This window comes from Sinomonas humi, from assembly GCF_000802235.1.
Lineage (GTDB): Bacteria > Actinomycetota > Actinomycetes > Actinomycetales > Micrococcaceae > Sinomonas > Sinomonas humi.
The window spans coordinates 61329-82237 of the sequence record NZ_JTDL01000098.1; the positions used below are offsets into that span (position 1 = coordinate 61329).

The window sequence follows — 20909 nt, forward strand, 5'->3', positions numbered from 1 at the left end:
GGGTGTATGAAGGCGCAGTTCAGGATCTGATCGACGAGCTCGGCAGGCTCCCCGGCATCGGACCGAAATCCGCTCAGCGGCTCGCCTTCCACATCCTGGAGGCGGACGGCGACGACATGAAGCGGCTCGTCGCAGCGATCACAACCGTCAAGGAGCGGGTCAAGTTCTGCCAGATCTGCGGCAACGTCTCGGAGCAGGAGACCTGCTCGATCTGCCGCGATCCGCGCCGGGATCCGAGCGTCATCTGCGTCGTCGAGGAATCGAAGGACGTGGTGGCGGTCGAACGCACGCGAGCGTTCCGCGGCCGATACCACGTGCTAGGAGGGGCGATCAACCCCATCGCCGGAATCGGGCCCGACCAGCTCCGCATCCGCGAGCTCCTCGGCCGCCTCAACGACGACGCCGTCATCGAGATCATCATCGCGACCAACCCCAACCTCGAGGGAGAGGCGACCTCTACCTATCTCGCCCGGATGCTACAGAGCATCGGCATCAAGGTGACCCGTCTCGCCTCAGGGCTCCCCGTCGGCGGAGACCTCGAGTACGCCGACGAGATCACTCTCGGGCGGGCGTTCGAGGGCAGGCGCAGCGCGATCGGCTGACGCCTCTCCCCCAATTCCCCTCTGGCGCCCAATCCTGTGTGACAGAACGTTACGGCCCCAACTGGGGCAGGAGCATGCTGGAAGCATGAGCACACCACGCACATCCGTGCCCATCCTCGACCTCGCCACCGCGAAGGACGAGAAGGGGCAGTTCACGCCAGCCTTCCTCGATGCCCTGCGCGACGCCGCCCACAACGTCGGCTTCTTCCAAGTGATCGGCTACGGCGGGCGCCCGGGCCAAGACCAGGAACTCCTGAATACCGTTGCGGAGTTCTTCCGGCTCCCCCTCGAGGACCGTCTCGCGCTCGACAACCGTTCCTCCGCCCAGTTCCGTGGGTACACCCGGCTCGGGACCGAGGTGACTCAGGGTCGAGCTGACGCCCGCGAGCAGATCGACTACGGGCCAGACCGGGAGCCGCTCTCCGACGTGCCGAAGGATCAGCCGTACCTGCGGCTGCAGGGCCACAACCAGTGGCCAGCGGCTTACCCCGAACTCGAGAAGGCAGCCATGGAGTGGGCCGAGCTCATGTCCCGCGTTGGAGCCGAGCTGCTCGCCGGGATCTCGGTCGCCATCGGGCTCCCCGAGGACTACTTTGCCGAGAAGTTCTCGGGCAGCCCTGCGTGGATGGGCAAGCTCGTGCACTACGTGGGCAGCGGCCTCGTGCCCGAGGCGGGCGACCAGGGCGTTGGCTCGCACGCGGACTACGGCTTCGTGACCCTGCTGCTCCAAGACTCCGTGGGCGGCCTCGAGGTCAAGCCCTACGGCCAGGACGAATGGATCGATGTGCCGCCGACCCCCGGCGCGCTCGTCGTCAACCTCGGCGAAATGCTCGAGGTCGCTACTGACGGCTACCTCATGGCGACCATCCACCGCGTCACCGCGCCGCCCGCCGACGTCGACCGCTACTCGGTGCCGTTCTTCTGGTCGCCGCGCCTCGACGCCGTCATCGACAAGGTCGAACTTCCGGCAGAGCTCGCCGCCGAGGCGAGAGGCGTCTCGGACGACCCCGAGAATCCCATGCTCTCCACCTATGGGGAGAACGTCCTGAAGGGCTGGCTGCGCGCACATCCAGAGACCGCGCGCCTGCACTACCCGGAGCTGGTCAGCTGACGTCACAGTAGGCAAGGGCATGCGGGCGTGGCGATAGAATGTTCCGCGAATCTCCGTCGCTTCCTACATCACCTGTGAGTGTGCCCGCATGTCCTTGCCGCCTGTGCTGCCCGCCAAGCAACTCGTCGTCCAGAAGTTCGGCGGCTCGTCCGTTGCGGACGCGGCGGGTGTCAAGCGGGTCGCCAAGCGGGTCGTGGACTATCACGAGGCTGGGCACGAAGTCGTCGTCGTCGTCTCCGCGATGGGCGACACGACCGACGAACTCCTCGATCTCGCCGCCGAGATCACCGACAGCGCACCCGCTCGGGAGATGGACATGCTGCTCTCGGCGGGCGAGCGCATGTCAATGGCCCTCCTTGCGATGGCCATCAACAAGCTCGGCCACAAGGCGCAGTCGTTCACGGGTTCCCAGGCCGGGATGATCACGGACGGCACGCACGGCAAGGCGCGCATCATCGACGTCGATCCTCACCGCATCCGCACGTCTCTCGACAAGGGCAACATCGCGATCGTCGCCGGCTTCCAAGGCATGAGCCGGGAGAGCCAGGACATCACGACGCTCGGCCGCGGCGGCTCGGACACGACGGCGGTCGCGCTCGCCGCTGCGCTCGAGGCCGACGTGTGCGAGATCTACACGGACGTCGACGGCGTCTACACCGCGGATCCGCGCGTGGTCCCCTCCGCCCGGAAGATCGAGACGATCTCGAGCGAGGAGATGCTCGAGCTCGCAGCTTCGGGCGCCAAGATCCTTCACCTGCGCTGCGTCGAGTACGCGCGCCGCTTCGGGGTTCCGCTTCACGTGCGGTCCTCGTTCAGCCACAACGAGGGGACGTGGGTGCTGCCCTCCCCCGAGGACAAGTTCACGATCAGCGAGGGAGTCGCCTTGGAACAGCCCATCATCTCCGGCGTCGCGCACGACCGCTCCGAGGCCAAGGTCACCGTGGTCGGCGTTCCGGACATCCCGGGCAAGGCGGCCGCGATCTTCCAGGTCATCGCGAGGGCGAACTCGAACATCGACATGATCGTGCAGAACGTCTCGACCTTCGGGCGCGGCAAGACGGACATCTCGTTCACGCTTCCGATCATCGAGGGCGCCAACGCGCTCAACGCGCTCAAGGCCGCGCAGAATGAGATCGGCTTCGAGGACATCGAGTACAACGCCGAGATCGGCAAGCTCTCCCTCATCGGCGCCGGAATGCGCTCGCACCCTGGGGTCTCGGCCACGTTCTTCAAGGCTCTCTCAGACGCCGGAATCAACATCGACATGATCTCGACGTCGGAGATCCGCATCTCGGTCGTGACCCGCGCGGACCTGCTCGACGCCGCGGTCCGGGCGATCCACACCGCGTTCGACCTCGACGTCGACACGCAGGCGACCGTCTACGGCGGCACTGGCCGCTAGGCCAAGGCGCCGAGACCCGAGCAAACGGACGAGACCGCAGGTGCTCACCTGCGGTCTCGTCCGTTTACTGAGGTCTCGTTACTGAGGTCTCGCGGATCAGGAGCGCCTCAGTGGTGCTCTTTCCTCACTGCGTAGTGATGGCCCTCTGCGTCCTCGACGATTTCGAAACCACGGAGGTCTTCCTCGGACGCGTCCTCGAAGGCGTCGTGCTTGTGGACCACGGGGGAATTGATGTCTCCGCGGTGTGGCTGAACCAGGATCTTCACCGCGCGGTCGGTCGCATGCATGAACTTGTCGAGAGCGTGGTGCTCATGCACCTTCGGCGTCTCGGCCTTCTTTTCGTGCTTTTCGTGCGAATTGGGCATGTTCTCACCCCCTTCCGCTGCGGGCCATTTTACGCCCGCAGTGATCCGCGTCTCAGGGGTGAACGCACCAAATCATCAGCGCAGGGAGCGGTCTGTCGGATCCTTCGCGACGACGTAAGTGCTGCCGTCCGGACGGGTCACTGTCTCCCATTGCTGCGCCTCGGCTTCGCGCTGAGCGAGGAGGGCCTTGTTGGCGGCCGTCATGTCGCCTTGGGTCGTGCCGCGATGGGCGGGACCGAAGAAGTAGCGGAGCTTGCCGGTGACGCGCATGAACCGCTGGGCGAAGTTTTCGTCGGCCATGGTCCCTTACCTTCCATCCAAAACGCGGGTTCATCCCGAACGAGTAACCATAGTACCCTGATTATTAGCGCACTAACTATCACTAACTACCAGGAAGTCCCCGCGGGAGGAAGTCGTGAGCACATCGACCGAGCAGCACACGAGCGCCACCCCGGAGAGGGCAGAAAACCCCGAACACCAAGACGACCTTCTCCTCGAACGGCAGCTCTGCTTCGCGTTGAGCGTCGCGAGCCGGAGCGTCGTTGCCGCCTACCGGCCTGTGCTCGAACCGATGGGCCTGACCCACCCCCAGTACCTCGTGATGCTCGCCCTCTGGGAGCGGAGTCCGCGCACGGTGCGAGACGTGAGCGATGCGCTCCTCCTCGAACCCGCAACCATGACGCCCCTTCTCAAGCGCCTCGAGGAGGCCGGACTCGTAACTCGCTCGCGCCAGGCAGGCAACGAGCGGGCCCTCGACGTCGCCCTCACCCCGTCCGGCAAGGCGCTGCGCGAGAAGGCCCTCGCGGTTCCGGGGACGATGATGGCCCGGCTCGGCATCACCCGCGAGGATGCAGAGGATCTGCACCGGTCGATGATGAAGCTCATCGCCGCAGCGCAGGCGAGCAGGGATGGAGACTCGGCTAAGCGTGGCTGAGCCCTTCGCGGCCCTCCCCCGAGGCCGGAAGCCCGGGGATAATGGATCGGTGCCTTTCCGCGCCCAGGCTGCTCCCGTCGTCGTCCCGCGCCTTGTCCTCACCGAGGACGAGTGGCTCCCGCGCGCCCGGGCTCACTCGGAGCGGGTGGCGCGTTTCGCGGAGCCTTTCATAGCGCGCCGGAACGCACGGAAGAAGCACCCCGTCGAGGACTTCCTCTTCACGTACTACACCCACAAGCCAGGCCAACTCGGGCGCTGGCACCCGGGCGCCGGCGTCGTCCTCGTCGGCGAAGCCGCGGCCGAGCGGCTGGGCTGGAAGCACTACCGCGCGCTCACGGACGCGGAGCGAGAGGCGGCGGGCGTCGCCGAGGGGCAGCACGCCGTCGTGCTCGACGCCGAAGGCTACCTCCGCGAGCGCGAGGAGACCGTGCGGTTCTGCGCCCTGATCTTGCGCGGAACGGCGGAGCGGCCCGCCCAGTTCGGCTGCTTCGGCCTGCACGAGTGGGCGATGGTGTACCACTCGGAAAAGTTCGGGATCCGCCACGAGTACCTCCCGCTCCGGCTCGGTGCCGAGGGCACGGATCGGGTGGTCGAGGAGAACCGGATCCGGTGCACGCACTTCGACGCGTTCCGCTTCTACACGCCGGACGCCGCGCCGCGCAACGAGCTGCAGCCCACGCGCGAGACGCAGCGGGTCCTCGAGCAGCCCGGGTGCCTGCACGCGAACATGGACCTCTACAAGTGGGCGTACAAGCTGGGGCCGGCCGTGCCGGGCGAGCTGCTCATGGACTGCTTCGAGCTGGCGTGGCGTGTGCGGGAGATGGACATGCAGGCCTCGCCGTACGATCTCGCCGAATGGGGCTACAAGCCCATTCCGATCGAGACGCCGGCGGGCAAGGCGGCGTATGTCGAGAAGCAGCGGGCCTTCGCCGCGGAGGCCGCGGCGCTGCGGGAGCGGCTGACGACGGCGATCGCCCCTCTCGTGGGCGTCCTCACCTAGGTGGGCCGCAGCGCAGACGAACGGCTCGGCTAGGCGAGCGGCTCGACGTAGAGCCAGCGGCCGTCCTCACGCACGAACCGGGACGTCTCGCGCATGACCCCGCGGCCGTCGTCGTCCGTATAGTGGGCCGCGAACTCGACGATCCCGCGGTCGTCGAAGGGGCCACCGGCCTCAGTGCGGACGACGTCGAGGCGCCGCCAGCGCGTGCTGCCGTCGAGTTCGAGGGTGGTCGGTCGGGTGGACGGATGCCACGTGGCAAGGAGGTAGCCCTCCATCTCGGGGCCGCCCGTGGCGAAGGCACTGAAACGCGAGCGCATGAGTGCCTCGGCGGTCGGCGCGGCGTCGCCACCGTGGAAGCGGCCGCAGCAGTCTCCGTAGGTGTCGCCGCTTCCGCAGGGGCAGCGTGCACCGGGATCGGTGGTCATGGGGCTACACTAGCGCCGCGATTCAAGCCCCATCGCGGGGCTCCGGTAGAATCAGGATGCAACTCCCCTCAATCACAGGAGCCCTTTGATGCCCCGGATCGTTGTCGATGTCATGCCGAAACCTGAGATTCTCGACCCGCAGGGGAAGGCGATCGTCGGGGCGCTCCCTCGGCTCGGGTTCACCGCGTTCGGTGGTGTGCGGCAGGGCAAGCGCTTCGAGCTCACCGTCGAGGGCCCCGTCACGGACCAGATCCTCGAGCAGGCGCGCGAGGCCGCTGCGACCATGCTCTCGAACCCGGTCATCGAGGACGTCGTGAACGTGGAAGTCCTCGCCGAGGACGCGGGCAGCGAAGCCGCTGCCGAGGACCTTGCCGCTCCCACCGAGGCGGAGTAGGCATGAGCGAGACCCCTCTGATCGGCGATCTGGGCGGAACGCCCGGCGCACCGCTTTCCGGCGCCCGCATCGGGGTTATCACCTTCCCGGGGACGCTCGATGACCGCGACGCTGCCCGCGCCGTCAAGCTCGCCGGTGCCACGCCGATCCCGCTGTGGCACGCGGACTCTGACCTAGGCGATGTCGACGCCGTCGTCCTCCCCGGCGGATTCAGCTACGGCGACTACCTGCGCGCGGGTGCCATCGCCCGGTTCGCGCCGCTCATGGCGAAGATCGTCGATGCGGCGAACTCGGACGCGAAGCTCCCCGTGCTCGGCATCTGCAACGGCTTCCAGATCCTCACCGAGGCGCACCTTCTGCCCGGCTCGATGATCAAGAACGACCACCTCAAGTTCATCTGCCGGGACCAGACGCTCCGCGTCGAGAACAACCAGACGGCATGGACCAACCAGTTCGACGAGGGCCAGGAAATCACCGTGGTCCTCAAGAACCAGGACGGCCAGTACGTCGCGGACGAGAAGACGCTTGACGAGCTCGAGGGCGAGGGGCGCGTCGCGTTCCGCTACGTCGGCTGGAACCCGAACGGCTCCAGGCGCGGGATCGCGGGGATCACGAACGCGGCGGGCAACGTCGTCGGCCTCATGCCGCACCCCGAGCACGCCGTCGAGCCCGGCTTCGGCCCCCTCGGCGCCGACGGACACTACAGCACCGATGGGCTCGGCTTCTTCGCGTCCGTCCTGAGCCGGCTGGTGGAGGCAAAGTGAGTACCCAGACCACCCCCAAGTTCAACATCGACACGGTCGAGCACGCTGCGGAAACCCCGAACGTAGAGCTGCCGTGGGCCGAGCTCGGCCTCAAGAGAGGCGAGTTCGAGGAGATCGTCAAGCTCCTCGGACGGCGCCCCACGGCCGCCGAGCTCGCGATGTACTCGGTCATGTGGAGCGAGCACTGCTCGTACAAGTCCTCCAAGGTGCATCTCCGCCAGTTCGGCGAGAAGCTCACCGACGAGATGAAGAAGGACATGATGGTCGGCATCGGCGAGAACGCCGGTGTGACCAACCTCGGTGACGGCTGGGCGGTCACGTTCAAGGTCGAGTCCCACAACCACCCCTCGTTCGTCGAGCCGTACCAAGGTGCGGCGACGGGCATCGGCGGCATTGTGCGAGACATCATCTCGATGGGTGCGCGGCCCGTGGCCGTCATGGATCCGCTGCGCTTTGGCGCGATCGACCACCCGGACACCCCGCGCCTCGTGCACGGGATCGTCTCCGGCATCGGCGGTTACGGCAACTCGCTCGGCCTGCCGAACATCGGCGGCGAGGTCGTGTTCGACTCCGTGTACCAGGCCAACCCGCTCGTGAACGCGCTCGCCGTCGGCGTCCTCCGCCACGAGGATCTCCGCCTCGCGAACGCCTCAGGCGTGGGCAACCGCGTTGTGCTGTTCGGCGCCCGCACGGGCGGCGACGGCATCGGCGGTGCGTCCGTGCTCGCGTCCGAATCCTTTGACAATACGAAGCCGTCGAAGCGCCCCGCCGTCCAGGTCGGCGACCCGTTCGCCGAGAAGGTGCTCATCGAGTGCTGCCTCGAGCTCTTCAAGCACTCGCTCGTCGAGGGCATCCAGGACCTCGGCGCGGCCGGCATTTCCTGCGCGACCTCGGAGCTGGCCTCGAACGGCGACGGCGGGATGCGCGTCGAGCTGACAAATGTGCTTCTGCGCGACCCCACTTTGACCCCGGGCGAGATCCTCATGTCAGAGTCGCAGGAACGCATGATGGCGGTCGTGACTCCGGAGAACGTGGCCGCGTTCGAGAAGGTCATGGAGAAGTGGAACGTCGAGTTCTCCTGGCTCGGCGAGGTCACCGATTCGGGCAGGCTCATCATCACGTGGGACGGCGAGACGATTGTCGACGTCGATCCCAGAACCGTTGCACACGAAGGCCCGGTCTACAACCGGCCGTTCAACCGGCCTGAGTGGCTCGACGGCGTCCAGAAGGACGCGTTCCGCGCGTCGGCCGCCGGCAAGGACCTTCCGTCGAGCGGGGAGGAGCTCAAGGCCGCGGTCCTCGAGCTCATGGCCTCGCCGAACATGTGCGACAAGTCCTGGGTCACGAAGCAGTACGACAGCTACGTCGGCGGCAACACGACGCTCGCCTCCCCCGACGACGCCGGCGTGATCCGCGTCGACGAGGAAACCGGCCTCGGCGTCGCCATCTCCACAGACGCTAATGGCCGCTACGCCTACCTCGACCCCTACACGGGGGCGCAGCTCGCCCTCGCGGAGTCGTACCGGAACGTCGCGACGTCGGGCGCCGTCCCGATGGCGGTCACCGACTGCCTCAACTTCGGTTCGCCCGAGGACCCCGAGGTCATGTGGCAGTTCGCCGAGGCCGTGCGCGGCCTCGCGGACGCGTGCCAGACGCTCGGCATCCCGGTGACCGGCGGCAACGTCTCCCTCTACAACCAGACGGGAACGACGGCGATCCACCCCACCCCGGTGGTGGGCGTCCTCGGCAAGTTCGACGACGTAGCCCGGCGCACGCCGTCGGGCTGGCAGCAGAACGCGGACGGCCAGGCGATCTACCTTCTCGGCACGACGCGCGACGAGCTCGACGGCTCCGAGTTCGCGAACCTGCGCGGGCACCTCGGCGGCCTCCCGCCCAAGCTCGACCTGGAGGCGGAGAAGACGCTCGGCGCGATCCTCATCAACGCCTCACGCGATGGCATGGTCGATTCCGCCCATGACGTCTCGGAAGGCGGCCTCGCCGCTGCCCTGTCCGAGATGGTGCTTCGCTTCGGCGTCGGCGCCCGAGTGGCGCTCGGCGACCTGTGCGATCGTGACGGGGTCGACGCCTTCACGGCGCTGTTCTCCGAGTCCCAGGCACGCGCCGTCGTCGCCGTCCCGCGCTCGGAGGAGGTGCGCTTCAACGACATGGCCGCGGCCCGCCAGTTCCCGGTGGTGCGCCTCGGCGTCGTCGACGTCCTTGCGACCTCGCTCGAGGTGCAGGGCCTCTTCGAACTCCCGATCAACGAGCTCCGCGAGGCCCACGAGGGGACGCTGCCGAAGTACTTCGGCTAGGCCAGCCACGAGGCCCGGTGCCCCGTCCTTCGGACCCACCCCGCGAAAGCGGCGGGTCCGAAGGACGGGGCATTCCCCTTTCCGGACGGCGGGGGATGGTGCTCGGCGTCCTGGCGAGGTTCTAATCCTCGCTGTGGAGTTCCCTCCGGCGTGCGCTCAAAAGGTCCACTTCGGGTCGCCCCGCGACGAAACGTTCGACGGCGTCGAGCACCTCGACTGCGTGCGCGCCGTCCGCTGAGACGAGGGCGGCGCCGATCGAGGCCCGTCGGTGGAGGTCCTGGTTGTCCACCTCCGCGGCCGAGACCTCGAACCGCCGCCTGAGCTCCCCCACGATCGGGCGGACGACGGCGCGTTTCTCCTTGAGCGAGTGCACGTCGCCGAGCAGGATGTCGAACTCGATCCACGCGATCCACATGAGGCTATTCTTCCCGGGCGTCGCGAGTTGGCGTACCCGGAACGGCTGAGGGCGCCAGTTGGCGTACCCGGAACGGCTGAGGGCGCCAGTTGGCGTACCCGAGACGGCTGAGAGCGTCAGTTCGCGTACCCGAGACGCGGGTGGGGGGTTAGGGGGTGCCTAGGCGGGCCACACGGCGGCGGGCGGCCGCCTCGCTCGGGCCGGTGCTCCCCAGGGCGCGGCCGACGACGGCGAGCGTCGCCCGGGCTGCGGGGCGGACGGGCAGCTGGAGGGAACCAAGGGACAGGCGATGCAGCCCGAGCAGTTCGAGATGCCGATCGCTCATCGAATCGACAGCTGCTGCGAACAGCAGCTTGTACCCAGGGGCAAGCATCGGGTCGAGCGGCGGGTGCTTGAGGAAGCCAACCACGTCGTCGACGCGCGGGCCGCCTGCGAGGTGCGCGGCGTCGTCGTACTCTGCCATCCGCCTACGGAGCGCAGCCACGGAGCGCGGCGGCTCCGGAACGCCCATGAGCTCGCCTGCCCGCGCCCATTCGGCGACGTAAGCGTCCGCCGCGGAAGGCGGAAGCGGGCCGCGGATGTACTCATAGGAGCCGAGGAAGGCGTCGGTGAAGGCGATGTGAACCCACTCAGCGAGCTCGGCATCATTGGCGGCGTAGCTGCGGGGAATGCCACGGCCGTCGACGTACTCGCCGACCACGGCCTCGTGGAGCCGCCGCACATAGGCGCACGCGCGCTCGGCGGTGGCCGTATCGCCGTACGTCACACTGAAGATCCAGCGGATGGTCCCAGCAAGGCGCCCGAGGGGATCCTCGCGATAGTGCGAGTGGTCTACGACGCCCGCCAGGACACCGGGATGCAGCGCCTGCGTCAGGAGGGCGCGGATGCCGCCCATGATGGGCGTCATGCCCCCGTTGACCCGCCAAGTGAGGGAGTCGGGCAGGAAGTAGCCGGCGTCGTCGCCCTCCTCGAGGGCAAGCTCCCACTCGGGGATGCCTTCGGCCTGACCTGAGAACGTCAGCTGGAGGCGGCGCCGCAAGGGCGAGAGGACATCGAGGCTCACGCCTCCAGCGTGGCCCAGTCGGGGGGTGATCGGCAACGCCGTTCCGCGCCGGGACGAGGGCGCCCTCGTCCCGGCCACGGGCGGTGGGGCTATTTGCCCCAGTAGACGTGATTGGTCAGGGGACGGAAGCTCTCCGGATCCGAGACGCTGACTGCCTCGCCGATCAGGATCACGTGGTCCCCCGCGTCCACCCGCTGCCAGAGCCGACACTCGATGCGCGGGACGTCGGCGGCCAGGATCGGCGAACCCAGCACGCCGGGCTTCCAGGCCAGTCCCGCAAACTTCTCCGTCCCCTTCGCCACGAAACGCTGCACGAGCTCCCGGTCCGACTCGGACAGGATGTGCACGGCGAAGTTGTCGGTCGTGTTCCACACATCGAACGACGACGAACGCTTGTCCACAGCCCACGAGACGAGGGCGGGTTCGAGGCTGACCGACGTGAACGAGTTGCTCACGAGGCCGGCCAAGGTGCCCTCACTCTGGGTCGTGATGACCGAGATCCCCGTGGCCCAATGCCCCATGGCGCGGCGAAGTTCCGCCCCCGTGACGGCCTGATCCACGTATGGGATGGTCATGGCGTTCCTCCAGCAATCGGCCGGACACCCGGTTCCGGGCGCCGTACTTGCCGCGGACGTTCGCCGCGACCGGATCCTCATCTGGGGCACCCCACTACGGGAGAGGGTTGCCGCCCGGCCAGCCAGAGCTTCACGCCGGGACTCTTGATCCTGCTAATGAGCCTACGGAACGCTTCTTTAGGCAGTAAAGCCTGTCCGTAACACGGACACACAACTTGGTGCCCGTCCAGTCATGACTTCGCGTGACGTTCTGTTTCACGCGAGCCTTTGGCCGCTGGACTCCGGCGGGCGTTTAGTGGAGGCATCCCCACCCTCCAAGGAGTTCCCTCATGACCGCTGCAACCCCTGATCGCATCGCCTTCTGGGAGGACGCCGCGCGCCGACTGGAATGGGCAGAGCCTTGGCATACGGCGCATTCGTGCACTCCCGCGGATCTCGAGGCGGCCACTCCCCCGGAGATTCGTTGGTTCGACGGCGGCAAGCTCAACGCGGCAGTGAACTGCGTGGACCGCCACGTCGCGGCGGGCCGTGGCGAGAAGGTCGCGCTGCACTTCGAGGGCGAGCGGGGCGACCGCCTCGCCGTCACATACGCCGACCTTGCGCGTCGCGTCGCTCAGGCAGCCAACGCGCTCGAGGCGCTCGGCGTGCGGAAGGGGGATCGCGTCGTCGTCTATCTGCCGGTGCTCGTCGAGACGGTCGTGATCACGCTCGCGTGTGCGCGCATCGGCGCGGTGCATTCGCTCGTGTTCGGCGGGTTCTCGGCAGAGGCCTTGCGCTTTCGGGTCGAGGACACGGGGGCGAAGCTCCTCGTCACCACGGATGGCCAGTTCCGCCGCGGGAAGGCCGTGCCGGTCAAGGAGAACGCGGACGCGGCCGTCCGCGGCGGCGCTGCGGAGGGCGAGAACGCCATCGAGCACGTCCTCGTGATCCGGCGCACCGGCTCGGAGATCGCGTGGACGCCCGGGCGGGACGTGTGGTGGCACGAGCTCGTCGACGTGCAGCCCGAGACCCACGAGGCCGAGGCGTTCGAGGCCGAGACGCCGCTGTTCATCATGTACACGTCCGGCACGACGGGGAAGCCCAAGGGCCTCGTCCACACCACGGGCGGCTACCTCACCCAGGCCTCGTGGAGCCATGAGTTCCTCTTCTCGAACCCGGACCCTTCGCTGCGCGAGAGCGACGTCCACTGGTGCACCGCGGACCTCGCCTGGGTCACCGCCCACACCTACGAGATCTACGGGCCCCTCTCGAACGGCGTCACGCAGGTCATCTTCGAGGGGACGCCCAACACTCCGCACCCTGGGCGGCACTTCGAGATCATCCAGCGGTATGGCGTCACCAGCTACTACACGGCGCCGACCTTGGTGCGCTCGCTCATGGGCTGGTTCCCGGACGGGGTGCCGGCGCAGTACGACCTCGCCTCGATCCGTCTCCTCGGAACCGTGGGCGAGGCCGTGAACCCGGAGGCGTGGCGGTGGCTGCGTTCGAACCTGGGGCGCGACTCGGGCGGGGACGCGGGCAGGGGCGTCCCGATGGTCGACACCTGGTGGCAGTCCGAGACTGGCGCAACCGTGCTATCACCGAGGCCGACGGACGCCACGTTCAAGCCCGGTTGTGCTACAAGGGCGCTGCCGGGGCTCGCCACGGACATCGTGGACGACGACGGCATCCGCGTCGCGCCGGGCATCCAGGGCAACATCGTGGTCACCGAGAGCGGGCCCGCCATGGCGCGGACCGTTTGGGGCGACCCGCGCCGCTATCTCGACTCGTACTGGCGCAAGTACGCCGCGCAGGGCTGGTTCCTCGCGGGCGACGGGGCGAAGTTCGACGACGACGGTGACACCTGGATCCTCGGGCGCACCGACGACGTGCTCAACGTCTCGGGCCACCGCATGTCCACGATCGAGATCGAGTCAGCGCTCGTGTCGCATCCAGCGGTCGTCGAGGCGGGTGTGTGCCCGGTCTCGGACGTGACGACCGGCCACGCCATCGCGGCGTTCGTCGTGCTCACGGCGGAGGCTGCGCGAGCGCATCTGGCGCGGGACGCGGAGGACGGCGCAACCTCCGACGGCGGGAGCGTCGCCGACGTGCCGGCCCTCTCAGTCGCGGACGCTCTCCGCGCCCACGTCGCGAAGGAGATCGGGCCGATCGCGAAGCCGCGGGAGGTCGTCGTCGTTCCTGACGTGCCCAAGACCCGCTCGGGGAAGATCATGCGGCGGCTGCTCACGCAGCTCTTCGAGGGCACCGCGCTCGGCGACACGACGAGCCTCCAGAACGAGCCGTGCATCGCGGAGATCGAGAAGGTCCTAGGAGCGCGCTGACCACTCGTCGCCCCCTCCACGACGAGTGGCCACATCTCACCCGGCCCGCCGTCAGCGGGGCGCGCTCGGCGAGGAGCTGCCGACGCGGGCGTGCAGCCGCGCGGGCGCCGCGGGCCGGCTCCTGCGCGTGAGGTACCGGAGGGTGCGGTCTCGGTCTGTGGCCTCGGTGAGGTCGTGCAATCGCGCGACCAGCAGGTCGGCCGGACCGATCAGCCCAAGGTACGCGCCGGCGTCGTCCATGACCGCCGCATCTTGTGCGCCGGAACGCGCAAGGACATACGCGGCGTGCCGCACCGTGTCGCGCGGATGGAGCACGGGTGCGCCCTCGGGGAGCTGGACCGCCGGCGCGCGCATGATGTCCTCGCAGAAGAACGTCTCAAGCGGGTCGGTCGTGTAGTCGCGGGTCAGGTGGAGCCCGCGGCGAGCGATCTTCTCCGTCAGAACCGAGCGGCGCAGCAGCAGGACGGACGCGCCGTAGGCGACAACAGAGGTGATGAGCAGCGGAAGCGCGACAGCCCACGCATGGGTCAGCTCGAGCGTGAAGACGACGCCGGTGAGCGGCGAACGCATGACGCCGCCGACGACGGCGGTCAGCCCGAGCAGCGCCCAGAACCCCGGAATGACGCTCGGGAGCACGAGGCCTGCAGCTGCACCGAGCGCTCCGCCGATCATGAAGATCGGCGCAAGGACGCCGCCCGAGGTTCCGCTGCCAAGGGACAGCGACCAGATGAGCGTCTTCACGACCAGGATGCCGACGATGAGGCCGGTCGTCGCCTGGCCGGTGAGCAGTTGGTCGATCACGTCGTAGCCCACACCGAGGGCGCGCGGCTCGATGAGGCCCCCGGCCCCGATGATCAGCCCGCCGATCGCGGGCCACCACATCCAGTGGATCGGCAGGCGGGAGAAGGCGTCCTCCGCGCGGTACACGAGCCAGGTCGCGCCCGCGGCGACGATGGCACCGCTGAGGCCGACGACGGCGGCGAGCGCCTCGATGCCGGGCGTCAGGTGGAGGCCGGTGGTTGCGACAGGGAAGATCGGGGCGCTCCCGAGGATGACGCTCCGGACGACGGTCGAGACCGCGACGCCCGCGGCCACCGGGATGAAGCTGCGCGGCCGCCACTCGAACAGGAGCAGCTCGACCGCCAGCAGGATGGCTGCGAGCGGCGAGTTGAATGTGGCCGCCATGCCGGATGCCGCACCCGCGACCAGAAGGGTCTTGCGCTCGTCGGCGGTCAGGTGAAGGTGCTGGGCGAGAATCGAACCGATCGCCCCGCCCGTCATGATGATCGGGCCTTCCGCGCCGAACGGGCCGCCCGAGCCGATGCTGATCGCGGCCGAGATCGGCTTGAGCACAGCGACCTTCGGATCGACGCGGCTGCCGCCGATGAGGATCGACTCGATTGCCTCCGGCATTCCATGGCCCCGGATCTTCTCGGAGCCGAAGCGCGCCATGAGGCCGATCACGAGTCCGCCCGCGACGGGCAGCAGAAGCACCTGCCACCACGGGTGCCCGCCGCCAACGGCGATGAGGCTCGTCGAGATCCTGCCGTAGAAGAAGAGGTTCGTGGCAAGGCCGATCAGCCGGAGAAGGGCCCACGCCGCGAGCGCCCCGAATGCGCCGACGGGGAGCGCGAGGGCCGCGACGAGGATCATGCGCTTGTCGACGGCGAAGTCGCTCAACTCGTGGCCGCGATGCGTCGTCATGCGACCACCGCCCTGCTCAGCGAGGTAGCCGAAAGATGCTCGTGGAGCGCACCCAGCCCGGCGGCGAGCTGCTCGCGCTGCCCCGGCTCAAGGTGGTCGAGCGCCTCCCGGAACTCCTCGTCGCGCCGCCGGAGAACCGCCTCGACGGCCGCGTCCCCGGCTTCAGTGAGGGAGAGCAGCACAAGGCTTCGGTTCTCGGGCGACTGGGTGCGCTGCACGTAGCCTCCTGTACTCAGGCGGTCAGCCAAGCGGGTCACCGAGGAACCTGAGACCTCGAGGATGTGAGCCAACGCGCCGCTCGGGACCGTTCCGTGGTCGTGGAGGGCGAAGAGCATTCGCATCTGCGGAAGGGAGAGTTCGGTGACCTCGTCGACGCTCCGCATGGCGACGGCGAGCAGATCGCGCGTGGCTCGCTGGAGGGCGTCGACTTGGGCGTCGAGAGGATTTGTCATACGACAAGTCTTGCATAGTGCAAGGACTGAGTTCAAAGGCAGCCATTAAGGCGAGTGGACGACGACGGCGCCCGACCGCCGTCGTCCGCTCGCCGCCCCACCCCGCCACCTCGCGGCACCCGCCAGTCCGCTCCACCGATTCCGACCAGGATTGAACCTCTTCCTCGGCGCGCCCCGCCGCGACACGCCGCTCGGGCCTCGATTGCCCCTTCGAAGCCGGTCGGAATCCGAGGGGCGGCCCCAACGAACCCCGCAGATGTGACGGCCCAAGCGTGGGGCGCAGCCGGGGACGAGCGGCGGGGCCACCCTCGGCCGAATCGAAGAAGCTTCGGCAAACGCAAGTCGCCTCCCTCTATGACGAAATAATTTGCATCGTTACAGCCCTCCGCGCAGAATCGCAGTGACCCATCCCGAGCGGCTGAGAGATCTGGATCTGTGACGCCGCAGCAACCCTGGCCCGCCGTCAGCACGAAATCGGCCCGCCAAAGGTGCTACTGCCAGAAGCGATGGTGAGTGCCCCCCGCTCTCGTCGCGCCCGAGTTAAGGAGCGCAGCCGTGTCCAACCACGTCATTGATTTCGAGACCCCCCTCAAGTTCGCGTACTGGGTGCCCAACGTCTCGGGAGGCCTCGTGGTCTCCACGATCGAGCAGCGCACCAACTGGGAGTTCGACTACAACCGCACCCTCGCACGGATCGCGGAGAACTCCGGCTTCGAATACGCCCTCACCCAGACCCGCTACGCCGCGAGCTACGGTGCGGACAAGCAGCACGAGGCCACGTCCTTCTCGCTCGCGCTCCTCGGTGCGACCGAGCGCCTCAAGGTCATCGCCGCGGTGCACCCTGGCATGTGGCACCCGGGCGTGCTCGCGAAGTTCATCATCACGGCAGACCACCTCTCAGGCGGCCGCGCCGCCGTGAACATCGTCTCCGGCTGGCTCAAGGACGAGTTCGTGAACTTCGGCCTCGAGTGGCTCGAGCATGACGAGCGCTACGTCCGCACCGAGGAGTTCATCAACGTGCTCCGCGGCCTCTGGACCGAGCAGGGCTACTCGCAGTCCGGCAAGTACTACAACATCAAGGACTTCACGCTGAACCCGGCACCGGTGAGCGTCGAAGGCCGTCCGCACCCCGAGATCTTCTTCGGCGGCAACTCGACGGCAGCGCAGGCCGCCGCCGGACGCACCGCCGACTGGTACTTCTCGAACGGGCGCGACATCGAGGGCTTCAAGGCCAACATCGCAGGCGTCCTCGCCGCAGCACAGGAGGGCCGTACAGCCCCCGCCGCCCCGCGCTTCGGGCTCAACGGCTTCGTCATCGCGCGGGATACCGAGAAGGAAGCGCACGAGACCCTCCGCGAGATCGTCGCCAAGGCGCACCGCCCCGCCGTCGAGGGCTTCGCCGCCGCCGTCAAGGAGGCCGGCCAGTCCACGAAGGACGGCAAGGGCATGTGGGAGGACTCGACGTTCGAGGACCTCATCCAGTACAACGACGGCTTCCGCACGAAGCTCATCGGCACGCCCGAGCAGATCGCCGAACGGATCGTCGAGTACAAGAAGATCGGCGTGAACCTGCTCCTCACCTGCTACCTGCACTTCCAGGAGGAGGTCGAGGCGTTCGGCCGCGACGTGCTCCCGATCGTGCGCGAGCTCGAGGCCGATCTGGCCCGCAAGAACGGCACCGAGCTCAACACCGAGCTGCTCCCGGTGACCAACTTCGACGCGGTACGCGAGCTCAACGCTGCGAACCTCGCTGGGGCGGGCGCCTGATGGCAGAGCGCCAGTTCGGCTTCCGCACCCGGGCCCTGCACGCCGGCGGCACGCCGGACGCCGAGCACGGGGCGCGGGCCGTCCCGATCTACCAGTCGACGTCGTTTGTCTTCAAGGACACGGACGACGCCGCGAACCTCTTCGCGCTCCAGAAGTACGGCAACATCTACTCGCGCATCGGCAACCCGACGGTCGCGGCCTTCGAGGAGCGCATCGCGTCCCTCGAGGGCGGCATCGGCGCGGTCGCGACGTCGTCGGGCATGGCCGCCGAGTTCATCACGTTCGCCGCGCTCGCCCAGGCGGGCGACCACATCGTGGCGTCCTCGAAGCTCTACGGCGGCACGATCACCCAGCTCGACGTGACGCTGCGGCGCTTCGGCGTCGACACGACGTTCGTGGACAGCACGGAGGCGGCGGACTTCAAGGCCGCGCTCCGGGAGAACACGAAGGCGATCTACACCGAGGTCGTCGCGAACCCGTCCGGCGACATCGCGGACCTCCCCGGGCTGGCCGCCGTCGCCCACGAGCACGGCATCCCGCTCGTCGTCGATTCGACGCTCACTCCCCCGTACCTCCTGCGGCCGATCGAGCACGGCGCGGACATCGTGATCCACTCCGCGACCAAGTTCCTCGGGGGCCACGGCACGACGCTCGGCGGCGTCGTCGTCGAAAGCGGGACGTTCAACTGGGGCAACGGCAAGTTCCCCTCCATGACGGAGCCCGTGCCGAGCTACGGCAACGTCTCGTGGTGGGGCAACTTCGGCGAGTACGGCTTCCTCACGAAGCTGCGCTCCGAGCAGCTCCGGGACATCGGGCCCTCGCTCCCGGCGCAGTCCGCGTTCCAGCTCCTGCAGGGCGTCGAGACGCTCCCCCAGCGCATGGACGCGCACCTCGCGAACGCCAAGCGCGTCGCCGAGTGGCTCGCGGCGGACCCGCGCGTCACGCATGTGAACTTCGCTGGGCTCCCTTCGCATCCGCAGCACGAGCGCGCGAAGGAGCTCCTGCCGCTCGGCGTCGGCTCGGTGTTCAGCTTCGGGGTCAAGGGCGGCCGCGAGGCAGGCGCGCGCTTCATCGAGGCGCTCCAGATTGCGAGCCATCTCGCGAACATCGGCGACGCACGCACACTCGTCCTCCACCCGGGTTCGACGACGCATCAGCAGCTCTCCTCCGAGCAGCTCGTCGCGGCGGGTGTCCCGGAGGACCTCATCCGGCTCTCGGTCGGGCTCGAGGACGTCGACGACATCATCTGGGATCTCGACCAGGCCCTGGAGGCTTCGCAGTTCGCGGACCTCGAAGCGGAATTCGAGGCTCCAACGTACGACGGCGAGGCGTGCTCCCTGCCTAGTGTCGCCGGATCCGGGGCGGCCGTTTCGAAGGGAGGCGCCGAATGAGCGCCGCAGTCAGCCAGCGCACGTGGGTTGGGCCCTCGGCTCAGGAGCGCCTGAGGATCCTGCGGGAGACGAAGGTCATCGCGATCGTCGGGGCCTCGGACAAGCCGAGCCGGGCGAGCTATTTCGTCGCGACGTACCTGCTCTCCTCGACGAAGTACCGCGTGTACTTCGTGAATCCGGTCGTGAAGACGATCCTCGGCCAGCCCGTCTACCCTTCGCTCGCCGAGCTTCCCGAGACGCCGGACCTCGTCGAGGTGTTCCGCAAGCACGACGACCTCCCCGGCGTCCTCGACGAGGCCAAGTCGGTAGGGGCGAAGACGATCTGGCTCCAGCTCGGCTCCTGGCACGAGGGGGTCGCGGCGGACGCTGAGGCGGCGGGGATGAATGTCGTCATGGACCGCTGCGTGAAGATCGAGCATGCGCGTTTCCACGGGGGCCTGCACCTTGCGGGCTTCAACACGGGTGTCATTTCGAGCAAGCGCCAGGTGCTCGCCTAGCCTTTGCAGCGTACGACGACGGCCGGCCGCCTCCGCGGGGAGGCGACCGGCCGTCGTCGTACGGGATCAGGGCCAGCGCAGGTGACGGCTACAGGGCCGGCACCGCGTTCTGTGCGAGCTCGAGTGCCTGCTGCGGGAACCAGGCACCTGCTGCTGGATCGGTGATGCCGCCCCACTCGGGGTCAGTCGTGCTTCCGGGAACACTCCGGTTGCACTGGCCGTCCGACTGGCCCGGCGTCTTCACCCACAGGTAGGCGTCCAGCAGGGGGAAGGCCGATGGGTCCGGGGCTGCGGTCGGGCGAGCGCCGAGGCCGGCACCCGGCGGGTTGCACCAGGTCTGGGGGTCGCCGGCGTACTTCCCCGCCGGCGGGGTCCAGGGGCCTTGGCCGTTGCGGCTCGTATCGATCACGAAGTGGGCCGCGGGCGCAGTGCCGCCGAGCTCTTGGGCGTAGCGGCTGTTGATGCCCGCCGTGTTCGCGTCGGCGTCGGGCGCGGTGTCGCTCCACTGCTTCGCAGCGCTGAGGGCAGTGCCCTGCCACTGGTTGGCTGGCCCCCCGCTCCAGTACTGGTCGCCGCAGCTGCCGAAATCGCCGGGAGCCACCTTCGTGGTGTAGGCGATGCAGTCCGAGATCCAGGTGCCGTACTGCGAGAGGTTCGGGGTCCACTGGTAGTTCGACGTGTTGAGGGAGAAGCCCTGTACGGCGCCGACGCCAGCGTCCTCGAGCCGCCTCGTGATGTCCCCGGCGCTGTGCCACGCGCTGTGACCGGCATCGAGATAGACGAGCGCCGAGGGGTCGGCGGCCGCGACGGCCTGGGCCGCGTACTTGATGTCCGCGATGCGGCCCGCTGTGGCCGTTCCGGGCGCCGGGTTCGGGTAGCTTCCGGGGTTCGGGTAGGCGGAGGGGCAGTCGGCGGGCAGATTGGCGAGGCCGTCGGGCTCGACGACGACGATCACCTTCTGGTCCTTCGTCAACCCGGCCGCAAAGCCGTCCGCCCAGGCCTGGTACGCCGCGTCGCTGCCGGCCCCTCCCGCTGAATACTGGGAGCAGTCGCGGCCGGGCACGTTGTAGGCCACGAGCGTGGGCACGGTCTTCTTGCCCGCCGCCTCCTGTGCGACCTGCCGGACTTGCTGCTGCACCTCGCTCGGGGTGCCGCCGGTGAACCAGGCGGCCTGCGGGGTGTTCACCTCATCGCGGATGAGAGCCGCGTCCGCTTTGTCGCCGCTGCTCGTGAGCTGGGCGATCTGCGCCTGTGCGCCGTCAGGGATGGGCGGCGTGTAGAACTGGGTCCCTGCGGGCAGCGCTCCGCTCGTGCTCGCGAGCGCGGGCGACGCCACGGCAAGGGGAATAGCAAGGGCGGCGGCCGCACCGACCACGGCTGCGCCGTGCCTAACCAACCTGTTGATCATCGTGCTC

The 20909-nt window shown here is 68.4% G+C and carries 21 protein-coding genes and 2 riboswitches; of the genes, 12 read left to right on the forward strand and 9 right to left on the reverse strand.

The window, feature by feature from the left end:
* Positions 1–2 precede the first annotated feature (2 nt).
* From recR to LK10_RS08735, 3 genes are all read left to right on the forward strand, one after another.
* A complete protein-coding gene (recR, locus tag LK10_RS08725) occupies positions 3–602 on the forward strand; it encodes a recombination mediator RecR (protein WP_043122472.1) in 600 nt (199 codons plus the stop codon).
* 85 nt (positions 603–687) lie between these two features.
* On the forward strand, positions 688–1713 hold the full coding sequence (locus tag LK10_RS08730; protein ID WP_043122475.1) for an isopenicillin N synthase family dioxygenase: 1026 nt from the start codon (positions 688–690) through the stop codon (positions 1711–1713).
* A gap of 88 nt (positions 1714–1801) precedes the next feature.
* Complete coding sequence (locus LK10_RS08735; RefSeq protein ID WP_043122478.1) at positions 1802–3115, forward strand: aspartate kinase; 1314 nt, start codon at positions 1802–1804, stop codon at positions 3113–3115.
* Positions 3116–3222: 107 nt separating this feature from the next.
* Here LK10_RS08735 and LK10_RS08740 read toward each other — a convergent pair whose 3' ends face one another.
* Together LK10_RS08740 and LK10_RS08745 are read right to left on the reverse strand one after the other, a co-directional pair.
* Positions 3223–3480, reverse strand: coding sequence for a hypothetical protein (locus LK10_RS08740; protein ID WP_408021448.1), 258 nt, complete (start codon positions 3478–3480; stop codon positions 3223–3225).
* Between the two features lie 75 nt (positions 3481–3555).
* On the reverse strand, positions 3556–3780 hold the full coding sequence (locus tag LK10_RS08745) for a hypothetical protein (RefSeq protein WP_043122481.1): 225 nt from the start codon (positions 3778–3780) through the stop codon (positions 3556–3558).
* Between the two features lie 115 nt (positions 3781–3895).
* Here LK10_RS08745 and LK10_RS08750 point away from each other — a divergent pair, with 115 nt between their 5' ends.
* Entirely contained in the window at positions 3896–4414 is a 519-nt protein-coding gene (locus LK10_RS08750; protein ID WP_043122484.1) for a MarR family winged helix-turn-helix transcriptional regulator, read from the forward strand.
* 49 nt (positions 4415–4463) lie between these two features.
* Positions 4464–5414, forward strand: coding sequence for a hypothetical protein (locus LK10_RS08755; protein WP_043122650.1), 951 nt, complete (start codon positions 4464–4466; stop codon positions 5412–5414).
* Positions 5415–5443: 29 nt separating this feature from the next.
* Here the strand turns inward: LK10_RS08755 and LK10_RS08760 are convergent, their stop codons facing one another.
* The gene (locus LK10_RS08760; protein WP_043122487.1) at positions 5444–5839 is read right to left on the reverse strand and encodes a YchJ family protein; all 396 of its coding nucleotides are present in this window, start codon (positions 5837–5839) and stop codon (positions 5444–5446) included.
* Between the two features lie 88 nt (positions 5840–5927).
* On the opposite strand from LK10_RS08760, the gene purS reads away from it, so the two are divergent.
* From purS to purL, 3 genes are read left to right on the forward strand one after another with little or no spacing between them, the layout of a single operon-like run.
* Entirely contained in the window at positions 5928–6233 is a 306-nt protein-coding gene (gene purS, locus LK10_RS08765; protein WP_052207121.1) for a phosphoribosylformylglycinamidine synthase subunit PurS, read from the forward strand.
* Between the two features lie 2 nt (positions 6234–6235).
* Positions 6236–6997 (forward strand): phosphoribosylformylglycinamidine synthase subunit PurQ, encoded by a 762-nt coding sequence (gene purQ, locus LK10_RS08770; RefSeq protein ID WP_043122490.1) that lies wholly within the window; start codon positions 6236–6238, stop codon positions 6995–6997.
* Entirely contained in the window at positions 6994–9309 is a 2316-nt protein-coding gene (gene purL, locus LK10_RS08775) for a phosphoribosylformylglycinamidine synthase subunit PurL (protein WP_043122492.1), read from the forward strand. The genes purQ and purL overlap by 4 nt, the downstream gene beginning before the upstream one ends.
* Before the next feature lie 121 nt (positions 9310–9430).
* Here purL and LK10_RS08780 read toward each other — a convergent pair whose 3' ends face one another.
* The 3 genes from LK10_RS08780 to LK10_RS08790 form a co-directional block, all read right to left on the reverse strand.
* A complete protein-coding gene (locus LK10_RS08780; RefSeq protein ID WP_043122494.1) occupies positions 9431–9724 on the reverse strand; it encodes a DUF503 domain-containing protein in 294 nt (97 codons plus the stop codon).
* 148 nt (positions 9725–9872) lie between these two features.
* Complete coding sequence (locus LK10_RS08785; protein WP_043122498.1) at positions 9873–10787, reverse strand: oxygenase MpaB family protein; 915 nt, start codon at positions 10785–10787, stop codon at positions 9873–9875.
* Positions 10788–10876: 89 nt separating this feature from the next.
* Positions 10877–11362 carry a flavin reductase family protein gene (locus LK10_RS08790; protein WP_081998393.1) on the reverse strand — a complete coding sequence of 162 codons (486 nt, stop codon included), beginning with the start codon at positions 11360–11362 and terminating at the stop codon, positions 10877–10879.
* Positions 11363–11400: 38 nt separating this feature from the next.
* Positions 11401–11512, reverse strand: a riboswitch (SAM riboswitch).
* 179 nt (positions 11513–11691) lie between these two features.
* On the opposite strand from LK10_RS08790, the gene acs reads away from it, so the two are divergent.
* Positions 11692–13683 carry an acetate--CoA ligase gene (gene acs / locus LK10_RS08795; protein ID WP_052207122.1) on the forward strand — a complete coding sequence of 664 codons (1992 nt, stop codon included), beginning with the start codon at positions 11692–11694 and terminating at the stop codon, positions 13681–13683.
* A 51-nt stretch (positions 13684–13734) separates the two neighbouring features.
* On the opposite strand, the gene LK10_RS08800 is transcribed toward acs, so the two are convergent.
* Positions 13735–15387 (reverse strand): chloride channel protein, encoded by a 1653-nt coding sequence (locus LK10_RS08800; RefSeq protein WP_052207123.1) that lies wholly within the window; start codon positions 15385–15387, stop codon positions 13735–13737.
* The gene (locus tag LK10_RS08805) at positions 15384–15839 is read right to left on the reverse strand and encodes a MarR family winged helix-turn-helix transcriptional regulator (RefSeq protein ID WP_043122499.1); all 456 of its coding nucleotides are present in this window, start codon (positions 15837–15839) and stop codon (positions 15384–15386) included. Before LK10_RS08805 ends, LK10_RS08800 begins: the two co-directional genes overlap by 4 nt.
* 402 nt (positions 15840–16241) lie before the next feature.
* Positions 16242–16352: riboswitch (SAM riboswitch) on the forward strand.
* 42 nt (positions 16353–16394) lie between these two features.
* Between LK10_RS08805 and sfnG the strand changes: the two genes are divergently transcribed.
* Genes sfnG through LK10_RS08820 form a run of 3 tightly spaced genes read left to right on the forward strand, consistent with a single transcriptional unit; the run spans position 16395 to position 19494 of the window.
* The gene (gene sfnG, locus LK10_RS08810; RefSeq protein ID WP_197061895.1) at positions 16395–17606 is read left to right on the forward strand and encodes a dimethylsulfone monooxygenase SfnG; all 1212 of its coding nucleotides are present in this window, start codon (positions 16395–16397) and stop codon (positions 17604–17606) included.
* The gene (locus LK10_RS08815; RefSeq protein ID WP_043122502.1) at positions 17606–18997 is read left to right on the forward strand and encodes an O-acetylhomoserine aminocarboxypropyltransferase/cysteine synthase family protein; all 1392 of its coding nucleotides are present in this window, start codon (positions 17606–17608) and stop codon (positions 18995–18997) included. The genes sfnG and LK10_RS08815 overlap by 1 nt, the downstream gene beginning before the upstream one ends.
* Positions 18994–19494 carry a CoA-binding protein gene (locus tag LK10_RS08820; RefSeq protein ID WP_043122504.1) on the forward strand — a complete coding sequence of 167 codons (501 nt, stop codon included), beginning with the start codon at positions 18994–18996 and terminating at the stop codon, positions 19492–19494. Before LK10_RS08815 ends, LK10_RS08820 begins: the two co-directional genes overlap by 4 nt.
* Before the next feature lie 88 nt (positions 19495–19582).
* Here LK10_RS08820 and LK10_RS08825 read toward each other — a convergent pair whose 3' ends face one another.
* Positions 19583–20902 carry a glycoside hydrolase family 6 protein gene (locus LK10_RS08825; RefSeq protein WP_043122507.1) on the reverse strand — a complete coding sequence of 440 codons (1320 nt, stop codon included), beginning with the start codon at positions 20900–20902 and terminating at the stop codon, positions 19583–19585.
* Between the last annotated feature and the right edge of the window lie 7 nt (positions 20903–20909).